Origin of the sequence: Streptomyces sp. NPDC093261 (assembly GCF_044753645.1) — a bacterium.
Lineage (GTDB): Bacteria > Actinomycetota > Actinomycetes > Streptomycetales > Streptomycetaceae > Streptomyces.
Window position 1 is genome coordinate 61,309 of the sequence record NZ_JBIVNO010000025.1, and the last position, 18,248, is coordinate 79,556.

Genomic DNA, 18,248 nt, shown 5'->3' on the forward strand with positions numbered 1-18,248 from the left:
CACGCACGACACCGTCCCAGCAGGTCAGCGGGCGGGACGTCCCGCGAAGTCCTCAAATCCAGCGCGGTTCCTGGCATCTGACTCCGGTTCCCCTGCAACCTCGGTGATGCAAGCCGGGCAGCGGGGACCACCCCGCGCCGCCCTCACCACCAAGGCTTCGATGTCATGGACCGACCTGTACCTCCCGCCTGAGCGGGTGAACTTGGGAGAGAGCATGCAACAGCTGATCAGGCGTTGTGCGGGTGTTGTTGGGACACTCGGCATCGCGGCCGCGATGATGAGTGGCGCGGCGCCTGCCGAGGCGACCACCCCGTCTGCGGCACCGCACGTGGCTGTCCAGCCGATGACCAGCCGCTCCACCACGCTGTGGCTGCCGGACGGTCGCCGCACGGCGACCGTGTGGAAGAGCTGGTACAAGAAGTCCAACGGTAAGTACCACGGCCACTACGGCTTTACCTCGGCCAGTAAGGATGTCGAGGTCTTTGTCGTTTTGTGGACCAGCGACAAGACCCGGTACCTGCCCACCGAGGGCAAGAGCTACGCGTATTCGAACGAGTCCAATGTGCAGCTCTTCGCGTGCTACCGGTACACCGTGAACGGCGAGGACTGCACCGCTACGTGGTAACGCGCTGGCCATCGTGCCTGGCGATACGGCCTGAGGCCACCTCGCCTACCCGGGCCGCCGACGCCGTCGGCGGCCCCGCCGCGCGGCACTGATCAGTGTCACCTGCACGAGCGGCACGGCGGCGGCGAAGTAGGCGGCGGCGACGCAGGAGTGGCGTGGGCCGGGCCCGAGTTCGGCGGCCAGGTAGTCCTGGGCGAGTTGGCGGCTGCCGCCCACGCGGCGCAGGGCCTGGCCCGTGCCGACGTCCCGGCCGGCGGCCAGGAGGTTGGCACGGACGTCGCGCCGGGTGGTGATGCGGCTGCGTCGCGGCAGGTCAGGGGGTTGTCTTGGCCCTGCCCGGATGCGGGTCGGCGATCCGGCGCATCGTCAGGCCCGGCAGGTAGGCGACCTGGCAGCCCCTTTCGCACGCGACCGCCGGCGGCATCACCTACTCCTGAACTGCCGTATCAGACCCGCGGTTGGGGTGACGGGCCCGCGGTTGGGGTGGCCGGTGCCGTGGACAGGCCTGTGGCCAGAGCATGTCGCCACTTTGACTCTGACGTCACCTTCAACGAGCCCAGCCCCGCTCAGCGCAGAACACACAGAACCAGCGCACACACCCTGCCCCCTGCCCGGCCCCCTCGTCTCGCCTCTCCACGGACCAGCAACACACCGGGTCAGCCATCACCCCGCACACCAACCACACCAACCACCACCCCTGCGAGCGTCACGTCCGACTCGCCTCGCAGCGACAGCAAGGAGCGCACGGTGTCGTAGCGCAGAGCCAGCTTTTCGCCGTCGCCGCCTCGGCCGAGCCGCGGGGCAACCCTGCAGACCGCCGGCGGAGCCGCAGGGTACTCGCAGGCGGCCGGTCAGCGTGGAAGGAGCGGGCTGCATTCACCCTTGGCAGCCGGGAGGAATGACAGGGCTGCCAGCGCAGTTGGTCGGCCTGTTGTCGAAGATGGCCGTACCGGTCGTGTCGATGAACTGCGTGTTCGTCCAGACACCGCCCGGAGCGATGGTGGAGGAATTACGGAAGATGGTGGTACGACGAAGACTGACGGTTCCGCCGTTGTTGTACAGTCCGCCGGCGAACGCGCCGCTCATCTGCGCCTGGTTGGCGGAAATCCTGGAATGGCTGACGTTCAGCGTCGAGCCGATGTCGTTGTAGACGCCGCCTCCTACGGCCCCCGGACCGCTGGTGGTGTTGCGGATGACCTTGGTGCCCGTGACCGTCAGCGAGCCGTGGTTGTAGAGGCCGCCCGCACCCCGTACCCGGGCGAGGTTGTCCGCAACGACGCTCGCTCCGAGAGTCGTGGTTCCGCTGTCGAACTCCGCACCACCACCGAGTTGACCGGCAGTGTTGCGCGTGATGTCGGTGCCGCTGATGCGACCGGTACCCGACTCGACGTCGATGCCTGCACCGAACTCGGCCGTGTTGCTTCTTACGGTGGTTTTGGTGACGGTCAGGCTGCCGGAACTGTCGATGCCGCCGCCGCTGGCGAATCCGGTCGTCCCGGCGTGGTTGTCCCAGACGGAGGAAGACGCGATCACCGCGGTTCCGCCGCTCCTTACGCTGATACCGCCGCCGGAGTGGTCGCCTGTGACGGTGTTGCCGCGGATGACACTGTCGCGGGTGATGAGAGTGCCACCGTTGTCCACGAGAATCGCGCCGCCGTCGTCGGCGACGCGGCCGCTGGTCAGCGTCACACTGCGCAGCGTCAGTCGGCCTCCGGTCGCGACCTCCGCGATGCGGAAGTCGGTCGTGGCCGACGGCGCACGGCGAATGGTTGTCCGCTTGCCTTCGAGTGTGATGCGGCTGGTGATCAGCGGGAGCCCGTTTTCGCCGCTGGCCGCCTTATAGAGCGTGTAGGTGCAATGCGCGGCGAGGCGCAAAGTTCCGCCACCAGCCGCATTGGCCGCGCTGATCGCCGATACCAGCGCCTTGCCTCTGCAGGGAATACGCGCGCCCGCATAAGCGGGAGTCGTGACAGCCGGCAGGGAAGCCATGGTGGCGATCAGGGCCGCTGCGACCGCCGCCTGCGGCGCCCTTACGTTGCAATCAGACATAAAGGGTCCTCCAGTCGATCCGCGTATGGACGAGTTCCGTTCGCAGCGTGTGGTGCGCAGGCCTGGCGTGGCGGGTGCCCCGGGCTGCCCCACAGCGCGGTTCCACAAGCACCCGACAGTCTGCTTGAACTGATAACCCGTCAACGGAAGCAAGGTGCTGTTCAGAGAAAAAATGCCCTCGTACGGCGGATTCGGCGTGGTTCCCGATCCGGCCGCCGAGCGCAGAGTTGGCTGCGGCAGCCTGGGCACCCTCAGAGCCGGATGTGGACCTGGGACACGGCCTGAGGCGACTGCCGTTCACGGCGGCACTCGCAGCGTTGCGCCACAATGGCGCGACGCTGCCTGACGACGCGCCGGCCTAGCCCGGACATTAGGCATATTTATGTCCCGGCCGCCCCGCGCTACTGCTGCCAGGCGGCGGCGCTCTGGTCGAAGTCCTCCTTGCAGGCACGGCGCTGGGTCAGGTCGGATTCGGTCAGCTGCGGGTGTACCGGCGGCTGCTGGAGGGCCTCAGAGTGGGATCAGGTGACTTTGGCCGCGGTCGCCGACGCCGGGCTCGAGGTCTGCGGTGCGGCAGTACAGGCGCATCCGGATCCACGCCAGCACGTGGTCGGTGGGCAACTGGAGCGGGCCGTCTTCCGGTTCGGCTTCCTCGAAGCCTCCGCTGCCGAGGATGTGGATGACGGGGGTCTCCTCGGTTGCGTGCAGGCTCATCTCTTCCGCGCGCCTCCAGACTGTACTCGCTGATGCAGGTCGTGGCCGGGCAACTAGGTCCTGTCCGGCGGATCATGTTCGGCCAGGGCTCGGTAGGTTGGCTGCATGTCTTCTGCACTTGTTGTTGGTTACGACCCGCAAGCGATACCTGGCGTCGACGGAGAGGCTCTTCGTGCGGCGCTTGATGCGGAGCTGGCCCGGTTCGGTGACCACGGCATCGACGCGGCCATGACGCTGATCGTGTTCGACGAATCAGCCGAGCCCACCCTCGTCGCATCGTTGACCAAGCAGCCGTGGGATGTCGTGGTCGTCGGCGGCGGGATCCGCAAGGCTGAGCCGCTGCTTCCGCTCTTCGAACAGCTCGTGAACCTGATCCGGCGCCATGCGCCCCAGGCCGCGATTGCGTTCAACACCAGTGGCGGGGACAGCGTCGAGGCGGCACAGCGGTGGCTCTGAATCCCGGCCACCCCATCATGTCCTGAGCCACAGTCGGAGCGCGGCAACGGTGGCGGTGCCGTGGAAGACGTAGGCGCGCTTGCCGAACCTCGTGGCCGCATCCCGGACAAGTGGTGAAGCCTGCCGTCGCCCCCATCGGACGGTGGCTCGCGGCCGTCAGCGCCCGCAACGTGCTCGCCGTCGTGGACACGGCTCACCCGACCTCCTCCGTCATCCCGCTGCGGCATCCTGACCGCCTCTACGACGGCATCGAGGCTCTACGTTCCGATGACGCCGGACCAGCTCGCCACCGATCCCACCGGCAGCCGCGTCGCCGCGCAAACGGACCAGATCGGCATCTACGATCTCCGCGGCGGCGGCCCCCGCGCTGGGCACTGGCTGGCCATGAGATACGAGTGTTCCGGTGCCGACGACGTCGCCTTCATCGGCACCAAGTTCGTCGCGGCGTTCGACTCCTGCGTGAACGTCTGGACGCACCCACCCGCGCATGGAGCGCCACGTCTTCTTCCCCAGCACCGGCTACACCGTTGGTCGGTCACGCTCGCATTCTCTACGGGACGTTCCGCCGCTGATCACCGGCTACTGCCCGCCGCCCAACGACACCGACTCCAACTCCCAGGGAGGAATCGGGTGTACCGGCGCCGGATACACGACTACCCCTCGCCCTGAGCGACTGCCCCACCACCTCGAGAGGCTGCCCCGGCACTTGGCCCATGGGGCGGAACGAGGACACGTTCGCGGCCCCTCAGTCGATACAGAACTCGTTGCCCTCGATGTCCTGCATCGGGATGCACGAATCATTGCCGTCAAACAGCGTTCGCACGTGTACCGCGCCGAGCGGGACCAGTCGTGCGCATTCGGCCTCAAGTGCGGCGAGGCGCTCTTCACCCACGAGTCCGGTGCCGACCCGCACGTCAAGATGCAGCCGGTTCTTGGCGGCCTTCCCCTCGGGGACGCGCTGGAAGTACAGTCGCGGGCCCACACCTGAGGGGTCACTGCAGGCGAACCATGAATCCCGCAGCTCAGGTGGCTGCGAGCGGTTGAAGTCGTCCCAAGTGGCAAACCCCTCCGGGGGCGGCGGTACGACGTACCCCAACACCTCGCACCAGAAACGAGCGAGGCGCTCAGGTTCCGCGCAGTCGAAGGTGACTTGGAACTTCTTGATCGACGTCATCGGTCCACCATATGGGCGCGTGCTGTTCGCCGAAACCCTGGGGTTTCAGCGCCGTGCGGGTCGAGCTCTCGTGTGACATGGCACCAACGGACCAGATCGCCTGAGACGAAGAGCAAACCGGACCAGATCACCCGAGCGGGTCTCAGGTTTCGTGGCGGGATATCACGGCTGGTGCCGGACGGAAGTCGGATCCGACGTGGCGCTGAGACATGCCGGTCGCGCCTGTACCTCGTTCGCGTTGAACGCCGACACCTGGAAGGCCAATCGGCCGCGCCGGGAACAGCCGGTACCGCCGGCACGGTTGCATCGACCGAGGGACCGGCGTCGCACGGGCGGGGAACACGGAGACCACAAGGTCGTCCGCCCCACCACGATCCGGGGCCTCGGGATCGCGGTATGCCCGCCGCGCACTCGGACCAGGACGTATTTCTGCAGGAGGACTGTTTCATGACTGACCGGCCCTTGACGCTCATGGCAGTACACGCTCATCCCGACGACGAGGCCACCGGAACCGGAGGTGTCCTCGCGCGGTACGCGGCCGAAGGCATCCGCACGGTTCTCGTGACGTGTACCGACGGCGGTTGCGGTGACGGACCGGGGGGTGTCAAGCCGGGCGAGCCCGGGCACGATCCGGCGGCGGTCGCCTTGATGCGCCGTCAAGAACTTGAGGCGAGCTGTGACGTCCTGAAGGTCAGCGATCTGGAGATGCTGGACTATGCCGACTCCGGGATGATGGGCTGGCCGAGCAACGACGCCGCCGGATCGTTCTGGCGGACCCCCGTGCAGGAAGGCGCGGCCCGAGTCGCGGAACTCATGCGTCACTACCGACCTGATGTGGTCGTCACCTACGACGAGAACGGCTTCTACGGCCACCCCGACCACATCCAGGCCCACCGCATCACGATGGCGGCCCTGGAGATGACCGCGCTGGCACCGAAGGTGTACTGGACCACGATGCCCCGCTCCATGATGCAGCGGTTCGGCGAGATCATGCGCGAGTTCCATGAGGACATGCCGGAGCCGGATCCTGCCGAGGCCGCCGCGATGGCCGAGATCGGCCTCCCCGACGATGAGATCACCACGTGGGTGGACACCACCGCGTTCAGCGGTCAGAAGTTCGACGCGTTGGCCGCGCACGCCAGTCAGGGCGAGAACATCTTCTTCCTCAAGATGGGCAAGGAGAGGTTCGGCGAGTTGATGGGCATGGAGACCTTCGTACGTGTCCAGGACGCCACCGGCGCGGCCATACCCGAGAACGATCTCTTCGCCGGACTTCGCTGATGCGTCCGTCCGACCAGCCGGGAAAGCGCATCGACCACACGGCGCGATCGAGCGGGTCACACACCCGGGAGGCTTGTCCACGCGAGTTCCGCTCCGGCAGCCCGCGTCCAGGTCCTGGCCGGCGGCGTCGACGGGTGCCCGCGCTTCCGACCGGCACCGCGCTCGTTCCCAAACCACCAGGCAACGCACAGGAGGGAGACCTGCGGGCTGCTGACTCGGAGGGTGCGCGACAGCCCAGGTCACAAGCCCGGCGGTCTGCTCCGATCAAGACAGACCGCCGAGGAAGCGACACGAAGCTGAGGCTGCGATGTCCGGCACGCCGTGAGGCAACGGAAGAAGCAGCAGGTGACGAGGGCGGTCTCCGACGCCAACCGCGAGACCCTGCAGCAGTGAAGCCAGTCGCCCTGGCATCCAATCGAGGCGTTTGACACCGAGCCGAGGCGTCCACGCCTCACGCCGCCCCGACCGCCCGGTACCGCCGTTGGCCGCTACCGCCGCGATCGGGGCGGTTGTGCATCTGCCCGGCGCCGTCATCGAGGAGGGCCGGGGCCTGTCCCCGATGACGGCATCGTGGCCGACGCCGCTTACCGTCTGCCGCCGGCCTGACGGCCCGGCCTCACTTCAGGTGTCGGCCGAAGAACCGGTCCCCGTCCTCCACCTCGAACCATGGGGTACCGACGTGTCCGCCCAGATTGGCGTGCAGCGTCTTCTCCTTGCTGCCGAAGGCGTCGAACAGGTCCAGGGCCCGCTGCCGGGGGTTCCCTTCGTCGTCCCACTGCAGCAGGAACAGCAGCGGAACGGTGACCTGCCGGGCCTCCTCGCGCTGGGCGCGGGGCACGTAACCCCCGGCGAAGAAACCGGCGGCCGCGATGCGCGGCTCGACCACGGCCAGCCGAATGCCGACGGCGGTCCACCCCGAGTACCCGACCGGGCCGCCGATCTCGGGCAGCGCAAGGAAGGCGTCCAGGGTGGTCTGCCATTCCGGGACGACCTTTTCGACCAGCGGGCCGATGAAGGACTCGAAGATCTCATCGACCGGCTCGCCGGCCTGCATCGCCCGGCGGAGGTCGGCACGAGCCTGCTCATCGAGGGCGGAACGGGGCCGGTCACCGCACCCGGGGGCGTCGATGGAGGCCACCGCGTAGCCGTACGCCGCGGAGTGCCGGGCCCGGGCCACCAGCCGGGGTTCCCCCTTGGGCAGGCCGTTGTTGTGGGCCATCAGGATCAGCGGGGCCGGTGCGGGGGATTCAGGCGTCCACAGCGTACCGGGGATCTCGCCGAGGGTGAATTCGCGCTCGAGGACGCCGTCGTCGAGGCGCTGTTCAGAAGTGAACTGCATGGTCGTGCCTTTCGGGAGTGCTCTTGAACGGCGCTCCCGGACGACCTATCGCCCGACCGTGACCCCGGAGGAGAGCACCCATGTCAATACGTTCACGGGTACCACCTCCTCGTTCTCTCGCACGGCCTCCCGAAAGTTAGCAGCGGTCGCCGTGGTCCGCCAAGCGGGTTCTGCGGAGGCACTGTGGCCGGACGCCACGGAGCCACGCGCCTGAGAACTCCTGACAAAATGATCTCCGAGCTGATGGGATCCCCCTGGCCTGTTGATGTGGCGGTGTGAGGTGGCGCGGCCGAAGCCATGGGGCGTCCACGATGAGCCGGCAAGCACCATCTGATCACCGACGCCACCGGTATTCCGCTCGCAGTCACTCTGACCGGTGGCAACCGCAACGACGTCACCCAGTCACGCGAACGGCGCCAGAGCACCGTGCCGCCATGGCGATCGCGCAGCGCCACACCGACGGGCACACCGTGCCTGGTCGCCGCCGCGGCGGCGACCAGGCTGAACACGGCGACGGCTACGGCCGAGCAGCGTACCGGGACGGGAACCAGGGGCAGGCGCTGGGTGGGTGCCGGGACAGCCAGCGCAGGGCCCAGCCGCCTTGGTACCACTCGACCTGGACGCGGTCCGGGTGTTCGGCAGCGACCGCCTGCAGGAATGCTTCGCGGTCGTCCCAGTCGACGATCGAGCCCTCAGCGCCGCCCCGCACAGTCGGCTCCGGTCGGCCCGGACGCGGTTGCGGGATGGTGTCGATGCGAGGACGGTCGCGGTCTGGGTGCGTGGTCGCCAGATCGTCCAGCAGGCCCTGCAGCCCGGCCAGCAGCAGTTCGAGCTTTTCTGCCGGCGGCCGTTGGTCCTCCAACCACTGAAGGGCGCGCTCACTCGCGCGGACCCGCACGCTGAAGCTGTCGCCGCTGCCGTGGAAGTCGGAGCCCGGGACGCATCCGTAGTCGGCGAGCTCTTCGGTGGCCGCCTTGATGACACGGGCATCCCTCTCGACTGGCGAGCCGGCCGCAACCGTGGCGGGTACGGTGAAGCTCAGCGTGTCCACGTAGGTGGCGTTACCCGGCAGGCCCAGATCGTCGTACAGCTCGATGGTGTACTCCCCCGGGCCGACGTTGGTGATGTAGGCGCTCACCCATCCGTAGACGCCGCGAGTGTCCTCGCCGTCGTCCTGGTCATCGCCTTCGCCGTCGCTTCCGTCGTCCGCCTCTCCGTCGTCCTCATCCCCTTCGTCCAAGGGACTGTCCACGTGGTCCTCTGCCCACGCCTCCCAGGCCGCCTCCGGATTGCCGCCCACCACTTGCAGATAGTGGTTGGGGTCGGCCAGATCGTGAAAGACGACGGCGGAAGCGAAACCCACGGCGTCGCGGGCATGTGTGCCGACGATGTCAGGATCGATACCCGCGCTCACCAGGGTGTCGGCGTCATCGGGACTGCATCCCAGCTGAAGGAACCTCGTCCTGGCCGCTTCCTCGTCGTACACGTGCACGGTCTCCTTGTCTGGTGCGCGCCCTGTGGGTGGCCTCATGAACCGGCATCCGCTCGGCAGGCCAAGCTGCCCCTGGCCGCGAGGCTGACTGACGGACGTCTCGTGCCCGAGGCGCCGGCAGGGCCGAAGGTCTGCTCACGTCAGCTGTGCAGGCACGACCCCTGCGCCTCGACGCTGTCGGGTCGGATGCAGGACGTACCCGCGGTGTATTTGCGGCCCCGGTCGAAGACCTGGATGACCGATGGCTCATCGATCTGCCACCATGCGGCGAACGCTTGGGCGATGTACTGGGACTGCTCTTCGAGAGCGAGAGTCTTGTCGACGGCGTCGTGCGCCTCGTAGTCGACCCGGGTTACGCGGCCGGCGATGGGGCCGGCCGGTGGGATGGCGGCGCAAGCAGGGTGGCGTGCCAGTCGGTGATGACCGTGTCGTGGGCCACCTCGGCGCAGTCCAGCAATCGCCATGAGGCCGGCGACCATGCGAACACGGCGTCCTGGCCGAACCTGCGGCCCAGTGCCCGGGCCTGAGCGTCGTCCAGGCCGGCCACGGCTGCGCTGATTTCGGCATGGGTTCCGGCCGGGTCGCCTCCAACAGCCGGCCACCACCGTAGGCCGCGAAGACCGAGGATCCGCAGCAGCTCGTGCTGTGCCCGGAGGTTGGCATACGCGGTGGCTTGACGTCCGCCGGGGTTGAAGGCAGTGACGATGTGGACCGTGTGCCCGCCGACGAGCGGGGACGCAAGGCCCGGCGCGCCGTCCCCGGGGCCCGGTGTGACGCGGATGCTGTGCGTAGCGAAGGCGATGTCCACGACCGCGTCCAGATAGTGCGACCACGGTGCGGACTTGGTGCAATGAGAAACGGCAGGCACAGGAGTCTCCTTCGAAAGGGGACCCCCTTACCTGCCGGCAGGGAGATCTATAGGGCCCGCTGATGCGGGACTGTAGAACAACTACCAGGTTTCGAACACCTGATGGCTGACATGCTGCCACGTGAGCATGGTCGAAGTCCAGTGACTGCGCGGGAATTTGTCCGTCACCGGTCCATGCTTGCGGCCATCGCGTCTGGCGCGTCCGGCAGGACACTCGGGCCGGTTCTCCACGACACCGCACTCCCTGGTTGGAAGTCACCCTTGTCGGCGCATCCGCCCGGCCTGGACCAGGCCACAGCCGACCGACTTGTGCAGGCCACACACCAGGTATGCCCATACCTCAACGCCACCCTCGGGAACATCTCCGTCTCCCTCGACGTGACGGTCTGAGCCGGCGCGGGCCTCCTCACGGATGATCAGCGAGCCACTCGCGAGGAGGCCGTCAGCCTCACGCTCCGCTACCACCGAAAGTGAGCCAGGTCCGTTCACCGGACAGACCCCAACGCCGCGTCGCCATGGCCCGACCTGGCGGTAGGCGAGATGCTGCTCCACCGGATCCGGCGGCGGCCCCCGTCCGCGGTTGGCGCGGGCAGAGGCCGTCCGGCCGGTCGCCTGAACCGCTTGATCAGGTCACCGGCCGGGGACGCACCGGTACAGCGTCTGTGCGGTGGCTTCTCCCCCAGCCGCGCCGGATGAGTCCGCGCCTCCGTAGGCAGTGTCGGGGACGTGGGTGCAGGTGGACCGCACCCAGTTGGTGATCTGCGTGCCGGCCGTCGTCCCGCCGCCGAACAGTGGGCCCATACCGCGGTCGCCGCCCACCAGTATGTACTTGAGCTTGCCGGAGTTGACCAACTGCCGAAACTGCGACTCGGTCGGGAACGGTACCTTGCCGCTGAACCCACCGAGCGGCAGGACATGGGCGCCGGCGCCGAGGATGTAGGGAGATGCGCTGTTCCAGCTGGTGGTGGCGAAGACATAGGCGGCCGAACCCTGGCGTGCGGTGGTGTAGTCGAGCAGCCTTCGTTGGCTCGCGGTGAGTTTGCCGTTCTCGCTGAAGCCGCCCATGCTTCGGCGGCCCGCGCCGATGCTCCGCGCCGTGCCGCCGCCCCAGGGCATCCGGCCGATCCGCGGGGCCGCCGAAGTCACCGAGCGGTGGCCGCCGTTCGCGCGGGAGGGACCGACCGCACCCATGCCGGAGCTTCCGTACGAGGGGTTGAAGATCTGCACTGCCCACGCGCTCGGCGCTATCAGTACGGCCGCGAGGGACGCGGCCAGTCCGGCGCGGGCCAGCCGCCCGCCGAAAGCGGCGCGACCGGGACGGGACAGCACCAGCAGGACGACGGCGACGAGACCGAGCACGCCCACCGCCGGCGCCAGCCACGGCAGGAACGACGGGAACTCGCCGGCCAGGTACGCGCTCCACGTCGCCGTCGCCGCCACCGCGGCCGGCAGCACCCAGGCGCGTCGGCCGCCGGCCCGGTGGGCGCGCCACATCAGCGCGACGCCGCTCCCGGTAAGCGCGGCGAGCGGCACCGCGATCACGCCCATGTAGTACGTGTGGCCGCCGACGCTGCCCGCGCTGAAGACGATGAAGTATGTGGTCAGCCAGGTGCCCCACAGCACGAACCCGGAGCGGACCCGGTCGGTGCGCGGCTTGCCCCGGCGCCAGAGCAGACCGCAGACCAGGGCGATGGCGGCGATCGGGTACAGCCAACCGGTCTGCGAAGCGAGCGACGTGCCGAACATCTTGGACCAGCCGTTCTGGCCCCCGCCCAGGCCGCCACCGCCGCCGGCCTGGCCTGTGGCGCTCGCCCAGGATCCGCCGGCCTGACCGGCAGCTCGGCCCTGGGTGGCCTGGTTGCCCTGAGCGCCGGCCACATCCGTGTGACGGTGGTGGGTGCCGCGCTTGGCTCCGGTGCCGGTCTTCTGGTCAGTCGGCTGGAGGGCTCCGCCGTGCCGGCCGCTGCCGCTGTACCGGCCGGCACCGGACTGACCGTTCAGGCTGTACTGCTCTGCCGGGCCGCCCTGTCCCATCCGGTCGGCGCCCGCGGCCCCGTTCAGTCCGCCGTGGCCGCCCCCGCCGCCCTGCGTCGCGGTGACACTGCCCGTGGAAGCGGCGCTGATGCCGAGCGACGAGAAGCGATTCAGGAAGTTGTAGCCGACCACCATGCTGAACGCGGAGTTGTTGGTGGTGCCGTCCACGTAGGGTCGGTCCTTGGCCGGGGTGAGCGTGACGGCGAGCATCCAGGACGCCGACACAGCGGTCATCACCAGGGCCGACAAGCCCAGATGCGCGAGCCGCTTCCGCAGCGCGACCGGCGCCGCCATCAGGTAGACCAGAGCGAGTGCGGGAAGCACTGCCCACGCCTCCAGCATCTTGGCCTGGAAGCCGAGCCCGACCCACGCACCGGCGAGCATCAGCGGGCGCAGTCGGCCGTCCCGGGCCGCGCGTTGCGTGGCCTCAGCCGCCAGCAGCACACACAGCGTGAAGGCAGGGTCCTCGACCGCGGTCCGGAAGAGTCCCACGGCGACCGGCGTCAGCAGAAACGCCGTACTGGCGATCAGCGCCGCGGGTACGCCGGCCCAACGGCGCACCAAACGATGCAGGACCAGCAAGCTCGCCACTCCCTCAATGACCTGAGGCAGAGTCAGCGCCCACGGATGAAATCCGAAGATGCGAGCGGACAGTGCTTGCGGCCACAGGAATCCCGGCAATTTGTCCAGCGTGATGGAATTGCCAGGGTCGAAAGAGCCGTAGAAGAAAGCCTTCCAGCTCTCCGTCATGCTGCGAACGGCGTCCGCGTAGAACGTGTGGTACTGACTGTGCTCGATCCCCCAGGTGTAGAGCACGGCCGCGAGCACGGTGATGACCAGCAGCGCCGGGCGCGCGTACACGGGTTGGCCCACCGGCGATCTCCAGGGCGCGCGACGATCGGCACTGGCAGGGCGGGCGGACAGGTCGAGGACAGTCGTTGCCATGCCCAGCAGTCTTCGATACCAGGCGAGCCCGCCACACCAAAGAGGCCAATCTCAAGAAAATTCTTGTGAGATTCAGGGAAACCCTTTGACTGGCCTGGGCAAGATTTCAATCTTCGCAGCACAGTTCATTACCTGCCCCACGACCCGCCGAACACAGCAATTACACAGTGAAGACACAGCTCATGTCCTGCGAACAGAGGGAGTGGCGAGTCCGGGTGATGGGCCGCACATCGCGTTTCGCGCGATGCCGGGCGACAGACCGCGGCTCCCGTCGGACCCGCTGCCCGAACCCCTCGAGTGGACCCACGACTGCACATGCGTTACGAGCGCAGAGCGGCCATCCACCAAGCCCTGCTGGAACTGGCCCGCAGCATGATCTGCCTTCGCCGCCTCCGCAGATCCCGTCACAGAAGCATCAGTAGAGCGGTGACAGGACGCCGATAGGGTGGTCCGTCATGGACACGGGGGCAGGAAACGAGATGGTTGAGGTCCCACTGGGACGGGTGACGCTGTCGGACCGGCGGACGCAACGCAGTTGGCCGGTCGAGGTCGCGCCGTTCCTGATGGCGGCGTTCCCGGTCACGCAGTCGTTATACGCCCAGGTCACCGGTCAGCGGCCGAGTACCGCCCAAGGCGATCGACTGCCCGTTGAGAGCGTTTCATGGTGGGACGCCGTCTGGTTCTGCAACGCGTTGTCCCAGCGCGAGGGGCTGACGCCCGCATATCACGCCCATGCTGACACCGAGACGGTCGAATGGGACACCCGTGCAGAGGGGTACCGGTTGCCGACTGAGGCCGAATGGGAGCACGCCTGTCGTGCGGGCACCACCGGCCCGCAGTACGGCCGGCTCGACGAGGTCGCCTGGTACGAAGGCAACTCGCAAGGGCGGATACACCGTGTGGGCCGCAAGCAGCCCAATACCTGGGGCTTGTACGACATGCTGGGCAACGTCTGGAACTGGTGCTGGGACATCTACGACGCCGAGGTATACGGCACCTATCGGGTACTTCGCGGCGGTGGATGGGCCGACGAGCACTGGAGCTGCCGGGCCTCGGTGCGGCGGCGCAGCCACCCGACCTTCCGGATTGACGACGTGGGATTCCGCATCGCGCGCTCACCGCTGTCTGGGCCGTGACAGCCCATTCTGGAACGATCAGCTATTGCAGAACGGAATTCAGCCGAAAGGTATTCGCTTCCGCCGGTCGCTGTGCGTGATGCAACCGGGGTCAGGCCAGGGCTTCGGCAGAGTCGCGTGACGTCCGTTTCATCATCATGTGAATCCGAGGTGGGCGAGCGGTCGGCTGGCGTCGCGGGCGTTGTGCCGAAGCCCGGCGGCGATGCTGCTCTTCCCGGCGAGGCGAGCGGCGCCGATGGCGAGATTGCGCCAGGTCGCCCAAGCGACTACGGCGAAGCCCTGGCTGCCCGCCCGACGACGAACCCCCGCCCTTCCGCGCTGGAAGAACGGGGGTGTGCGGTGGGGAGGCCGCGTTCGCAGGTCGCGATCGTCGACAGGACGATGCTGTGCGGGTCAACCTGAATCCACCCAACGGGGTCGGAACGGTGCTGCGGGTGATCAGCGATCCACGTCCATGCGGTCCACGTGCCGTATCAGGCTGGTGGTGCCAGGCCTTTTCACGCCCGCCCTGGGGCACGTCATCCGCCCGCGGCGTCCTCGGCCTCCCAGCGCAGCAGGTCGCCCGGCTGGCACTTGAGCACCTCGCAGAGCGCGGCGAGCGTCGCGAAGCGCACCGCCTTGGCGCGGCCGTTCTTGAGTACCGCCAGGTTGGCGGGCGTGATCCCAACGCGGTCCGCGAGCTCGCCCACGGACATCTTCCGCCTGGCCAGCATCACGTCGATGTCGACGGCGATCGGCATCAGATCACCTCGTCCAACTCGGCCCGCATCTGCGCCGCTTCGGCGTCGCGCGCGACAGCCTGGGCGAGCAGCATCCGCAGCACAAGCACGATGAGCGCGACCCCCAGGATGGCCAGGCCAACCCCGCCCATGATGACGCTGACGCCCGGGTCGTCCCGCTGGCCCGGCGCATTGACGGCCGTGACGGCGAACCACAGGAGAGCAGCCGCCACGATCGCGCCGATCACGGCGTCCACGTACCGGAAGGCGGCATGGGAGAACACGGTTCCACGTCGCACCATCGCCACCAGCCGCCAGACGCTGACCAGGGCGACCTGGGCCGCCACCATGCCCAGGATCGTGATCACGCGCAGCGGGGTCAGCGGGAGCGACCCGTCCTCCGGGTCGCTCCCGCTGACCAACACCCACACCATCCCTGCCTGCACCAACACGGTGCCGGCGAGCACCACCACGAGCACGGCGCGAAGCGCACGCACCGCCAGCTTTCCCATGACCCACCCTTCCATCGATTTTCGATGGAAATCTATTGAATCTCGATAGGTTAAGCAAGGGCTGAGGCGGAGGCAGGGCGGTGGTGTCGCACCGTGGCGGGACGCCGTCGCCCCCTCTCATGGCGTGGCGATCGCGTGAACCGTATTGATCTTGTGGAAGTCGGCCTCGCTTGAGCACAAAGTCGGACGGCACCGGAGTACGCCGAAGCCCTGGGCTCCAGGCCGCCGCGGCCATGGGCCATCCGCAGCGCGTCGACCACCGGCTCGGCGCGCTGGTGGTCGGCCATCGCGTAGCCGACGATTCTCGGGTCAGCGAGCCAGCAGACAGGCCCCGGCACCGGCCACGGTGGAGCCGACGATCAGGAGGCACGCACACACGGCGTGCCGTCTGAGCAAAGTGCGACGCAAGGCGGCGTAGCGGGTCTCGTATTCTTCGCGCAGGCGCTTGGCCCTGTCGGCAGTGGCCTGCAGCACTTGCCGTGTCAGACAAAGGCGCTGCTCGGTGTAATGGTGGACCAGATCCTCGGCCTGCTCACTGGTGAGCCAGGGCAGACGCGCGCAGAGGGCTTCGGCGTCGCGCTGGGCCTGCTCTCGCTCTGCTTGCAGGAGGAGGTAGCCCTCGACCTCGTTGGCGAGTGTGCCCCTGCGTCGGTCCGGCAAGGACCCGTGACGGCTCGATGATGTCAAGGCCGCCCCCTTTTGCGCCCCGGCGCTTCAACCGCGGCGTGTCTGCCGAGGTAATCCTGGTAGTCGAGTTGGGCAAGGTCTGGGTGGTGCAGGTCGAAGGCGGGGGATTCGGTGCGAATCCGCGGCAGCGTGAGGAAGTTGTGTCGTGGCGGCGGACAGGAGGTCGCCCACTCCAGCGAACGGCCGTAGCCCCACGGGTCGTCCTCGCCCACCGGCTTGCCGTACTTCGCCGTCTTCCACACGTTGTAAAGGAACGGAAGCATGGACAGCCCCAGCAAGAACGATCCGATGGTGGAGACCGTGTTCAGCCAGGTGAAGCCGTCGGCGGCCAGGTAGTCGGCGTAGCGGCGTGGCATGCCCTCGGCGCCCAGCCAGTGCTGGACCAGGAACGTCGTGTGGAACCCGACGAACAGCGTCCAGAAGGTGATCTTGCCGAGGCGCTCATCGAGCATCTTGCCGGTGAACTTGGGCCACCAGAAGTGGAATCCGGCGAACATCGCGAAGACGACGGTGCCGAACACGACGTAGTGAAAGTGCGCCACCACGAAGTAGCTGTCGGAGACGTGGAAGTCCAGCGGCGGCGACGCCAGGAGGACACCGGTCAGACCGCCGAAGACAAAGGTGACCAGAAAGCCCGCCGCCCACAGCATCGGGGTCTCGAAGGACAGCGATCCCTTCCACATGGTGCCGATCCAGTTGAAGAACTTCACACCGGTCGGAACCGCGATCAGGAACGACATGAAGGAGAAGAACGGCAGCAGCACACCACCGGTCACGAACATGTGGTGCGCCCACACCGTGACCGACAGGCCCGTGATGGCGATCGTCGCGCCGACCAGGCCCATGTAGCCGAACACCGGCTTGCGCGCGAAGACCGGAATGACCTCCGTCACGATGCCGAAGAAGGGCAACGCGATGATGTAGACCTCGGGGTGGCCGAAGAACCAGAACAGGTGCTGCCACAACAAGGCACCGCCGTTGGTCGCGTCGAAGATGTGGGCACCGAACTTGCGGTCCGCCTCCAGTGCCAGAAGCGCCGCGGCCAGAACCGGGAAGGCAAACAGCACCAGGACACTGGTGAGCAGCACGTTCCAGGTGAAGATCGGCATGCGGAACATGGTCATGCCGGGGCAGCGCATGCAGACGACCGTGGTGATGAAGTTGACGGCGCCCAGGATGGTGCCGAAGCCAGACAGCGACAGTCCCATGATCCACAGGTCGCTCCCGATGCCGACCGAGTGCTCAGCGTCCGAGAGCGGGGAGTAGGCGAACCAGCCGAAGTCGGCCGCACCCTGCGGGGTGAGGAAGCCGCCGAGGACGATCAGCGCGCCGAACAGGTACAGCCAGTAGGCAAACATGTTCAGGCGGGGGAAGGCCACGTCCGGGGCGCCGATCTGCAGCGGCATGATCCAGTTCGTGAAGCCGGCGAACAGTGGCGTGGCGAACAACAGCAGCATGACCGTGCCGTGCAGCGTGAACGCCTGGTTGTACTGCTCCTTCGAGATGATCTGCAGCCCCGGACGGGCCAGCTCGGCACGCATCAGCAGCGCCATCACGCCGCCGATCAAGAAGAACGCGAACGACGTGGTCAGATACAGCGTTCCGATGGTCTTGTGGTCAGTCGTCGTCGCCCACTTCACCACGACATTGCCGGGTCGCCTGCGCCGGACCGGCAGCTCGTTCGCGTGTGACTCCGCAGCCGCCTCGGCACCGGAGGGTTCGTTGAGGATGCTCACAAGTGGGTGTCTCCCGATGCTCGCGGTTCGCGTCGTCAGTCAGCCGCCATCCTTGCTGCGCCAGGGGCAGGGCTGCCGTCCTGATCGGCCAGAATGCGGCCACTGGCATGACGATCGGACCCCAATGGAGCAGCCGCGGCGTGTCGCCGCCAGCCCTACGCGCCGGAGCCTGTCAGGCGTTGCAGCGGTCGGTGGCGCTTTCGTTGCGGCGTCGGCCGAGCGGGTGAGGGCCTTACGAACCGGTCGCGCCGTTTGGGCTTGCCTTGACCGGCCCCTCGACGAGGCGGTCACGGATCCGGCGGCTGGGCACAAGGGCGGGTACACCGGTGTGCCGGCCCGCCCCAAGGGCAGGCGCGGACCGCCTCGCATCCTCATTGCCGGCCGCTCAAAGCGGGGCCTGGTACCCGGCGGTGTGCTGGGGCCGTCCTGGCGCCCTCAATGGCCGCACGCCCGGCACGGGGAGCCTGTGCGAAGCGAGCCG

16 protein-coding genes and 1 pseudogene are annotated in these 18,248 nt (G+C 67.8%); 5 read left to right on the forward strand and 12 right to left on the reverse strand.

Features of this window, described 5'->3' with window-relative positions; all coding sequences use genetic code 11:
* Positions 1-214: 214 nt before the first annotated feature.
* Positions 215-625 carry a hypothetical protein gene (locus ACIP94_RS34005; protein ID WP_402434481.1) on the forward strand — a complete coding sequence of 137 codons (411 nt, stop codon included), beginning with the start codon at positions 215-217 and terminating at the stop codon, positions 623-625.
* Positions 626-670: 45 nt separating this feature from the next.
* Here the strand turns inward: ACIP94_RS34005 and ACIP94_RS34010 are convergent, their stop codons facing one another.
* The 3 genes from ACIP94_RS34010 to ACIP94_RS34020 form a co-directional block, all read right to left on the reverse strand.
* On the reverse strand, positions 671-841 hold the full coding sequence (locus ACIP94_RS34010) for a hypothetical protein (protein ID WP_402434484.1): 171 nt from the start codon (positions 839-841) through the stop codon (positions 671-673).
* A 660-nt stretch (positions 842-1,501) separates the two neighbouring features.
* On the reverse strand, positions 1,502-2,674 hold the full coding sequence (locus tag ACIP94_RS34015; RefSeq protein WP_402434487.1) for a hypothetical protein: 1,173 nt from the start codon (positions 2,672-2,674) through the stop codon (positions 1,502-1,504).
* Positions 2,675-3,184: 510 nt separating this feature from the next.
* Positions 3,185-3,388, reverse strand: a complete 204-nt coding sequence (locus tag ACIP94_RS34020; RefSeq protein WP_402434489.1) for a hypothetical protein — start codon at positions 3,386-3,388, stop codon at positions 3,185-3,187.
* A 105-nt stretch (positions 3,389-3,493) separates the two neighbouring features.
* Here ACIP94_RS34020 and ACIP94_RS34025 point away from each other — a divergent pair, with 105 nt between their 5' ends.
* Positions 3,494-3,844: a hypothetical protein gene (locus tag ACIP94_RS34025; RefSeq protein ID WP_402434492.1), complete on the forward strand. Its 351-nt coding sequence runs from the start codon at positions 3,494-3,496 to the stop codon at positions 3,842-3,844.
* Between the two features lie 745 nt (positions 3,845-4,589).
* On the opposite strand, the gene ACIP94_RS34030 is transcribed toward ACIP94_RS34025, so the two are convergent.
* Positions 4,590-5,018, reverse strand: coding sequence for a VOC family protein (locus ACIP94_RS34030; protein ID WP_402434495.1), 429 nt, complete (start codon positions 5,016-5,018; stop codon positions 4,590-4,592).
* 447 nt (positions 5,019-5,465) lie between these two features.
* Here ACIP94_RS34030 and ACIP94_RS34035 point away from each other — a divergent pair, with 447 nt between their 5' ends.
* Entirely contained in the window at positions 5,466-6,299 is an 834-nt protein-coding gene (locus ACIP94_RS34035; protein ID WP_402434498.1) for a PIG-L family deacetylase, read from the forward strand.
* Between the two features lie 616 nt (positions 6,300-6,915).
* Here the strand turns inward: ACIP94_RS34035 and ACIP94_RS34040 are convergent.
* Positions 6,916-7,638, reverse strand: coding sequence for a dienelactone hydrolase family protein (locus ACIP94_RS34040; protein WP_402434501.1), 723 nt, complete (start codon positions 7,636-7,638; stop codon positions 6,916-6,918).
* A 321-nt stretch (positions 7,639-7,959) separates the two neighbouring features.
* Between ACIP94_RS34040 and ACIP94_RS34045 the strand changes: the two are divergent.
* Positions 7,960-8,040: pseudogene (locus ACIP94_RS34045) on the forward strand (IS5/IS1182 family transposase); the annotation flags it as partial.
* 115 nt (positions 8,041-8,155) lie between these two features.
* Here ACIP94_RS34045 and ACIP94_RS34050 read toward each other — a convergent pair.
* From ACIP94_RS34050 to ACIP94_RS34060, 3 genes are all read right to left on the reverse strand, one after another.
* A complete protein-coding gene (locus ACIP94_RS34050) occupies positions 8,156-9,124 on the reverse strand; it encodes a hypothetical protein (protein ID WP_402434503.1) in 969 nt (322 codons plus the stop codon).
* A gap of 358 nt (positions 9,125-9,482) precedes the next feature.
* On the reverse strand, positions 9,483-9,998 hold the full coding sequence (locus tag ACIP94_RS34055; RefSeq protein WP_402434506.1) for a DUF3293 domain-containing protein: 516 nt from the start codon (positions 9,996-9,998) through the stop codon (positions 9,483-9,485).
* Positions 9,999-10,628: 630 nt separating this feature from the next.
* Complete coding sequence (locus tag ACIP94_RS34060; protein ID WP_402434509.1) at positions 10,629-12,905, reverse strand: ArnT family glycosyltransferase; 2,277 nt, start codon at positions 12,903-12,905, stop codon at positions 10,629-10,631.
* Between the two features lie 527 nt (positions 12,906-13,432).
* On the opposite strand from ACIP94_RS34060, the gene ACIP94_RS34065 reads away from it, so the two are divergent.
* Entirely contained in the window at positions 13,433-14,113 is a 681-nt protein-coding gene (locus ACIP94_RS34065; protein WP_402434512.1) for a formylglycine-generating enzyme family protein, read from the forward strand.
* A 518-nt stretch (positions 14,114-14,631) separates the two neighbouring features.
* Here ACIP94_RS34065 and ACIP94_RS34070 read toward each other — a convergent pair.
* From ACIP94_RS34070 to ctaD, 4 genes are all read right to left on the reverse strand, one after another.
* Positions 14,632-14,853, reverse strand: a complete 222-nt coding sequence (locus ACIP94_RS34070; protein WP_010981499.1) for a helix-turn-helix transcriptional regulator — start codon at positions 14,851-14,853, stop codon at positions 14,632-14,634.
* Positions 14,853-15,344, reverse strand: a complete 492-nt coding sequence (locus ACIP94_RS34075; protein ID WP_402434515.1) for a DUF2975 domain-containing protein — start codon at positions 15,342-15,344, stop codon at positions 14,853-14,855. Before ACIP94_RS34075 ends, ACIP94_RS34070 begins: the two co-directional genes overlap by 1 nt.
* A 309-nt stretch (positions 15,345-15,653) precedes the next feature.
* Positions 15,654-16,031 (reverse strand): hypothetical protein, encoded by a 378-nt coding sequence (locus ACIP94_RS34080; protein ID WP_402434518.1) that lies wholly within the window; start codon positions 16,029-16,031, stop codon positions 15,654-15,656.
* Positions 16,028-17,767: a cytochrome c oxidase subunit I gene (ctaD, locus tag ACIP94_RS34085; protein ID WP_402434521.1), complete on the reverse strand. Its 1,740-nt coding sequence runs from the start codon at positions 17,765-17,767 to the stop codon at positions 16,028-16,030. Before ctaD ends, ACIP94_RS34080 begins: the two co-directional genes overlap by 4 nt.
* Positions 17,768-18,248: the final 481 nt, after the last annotated feature.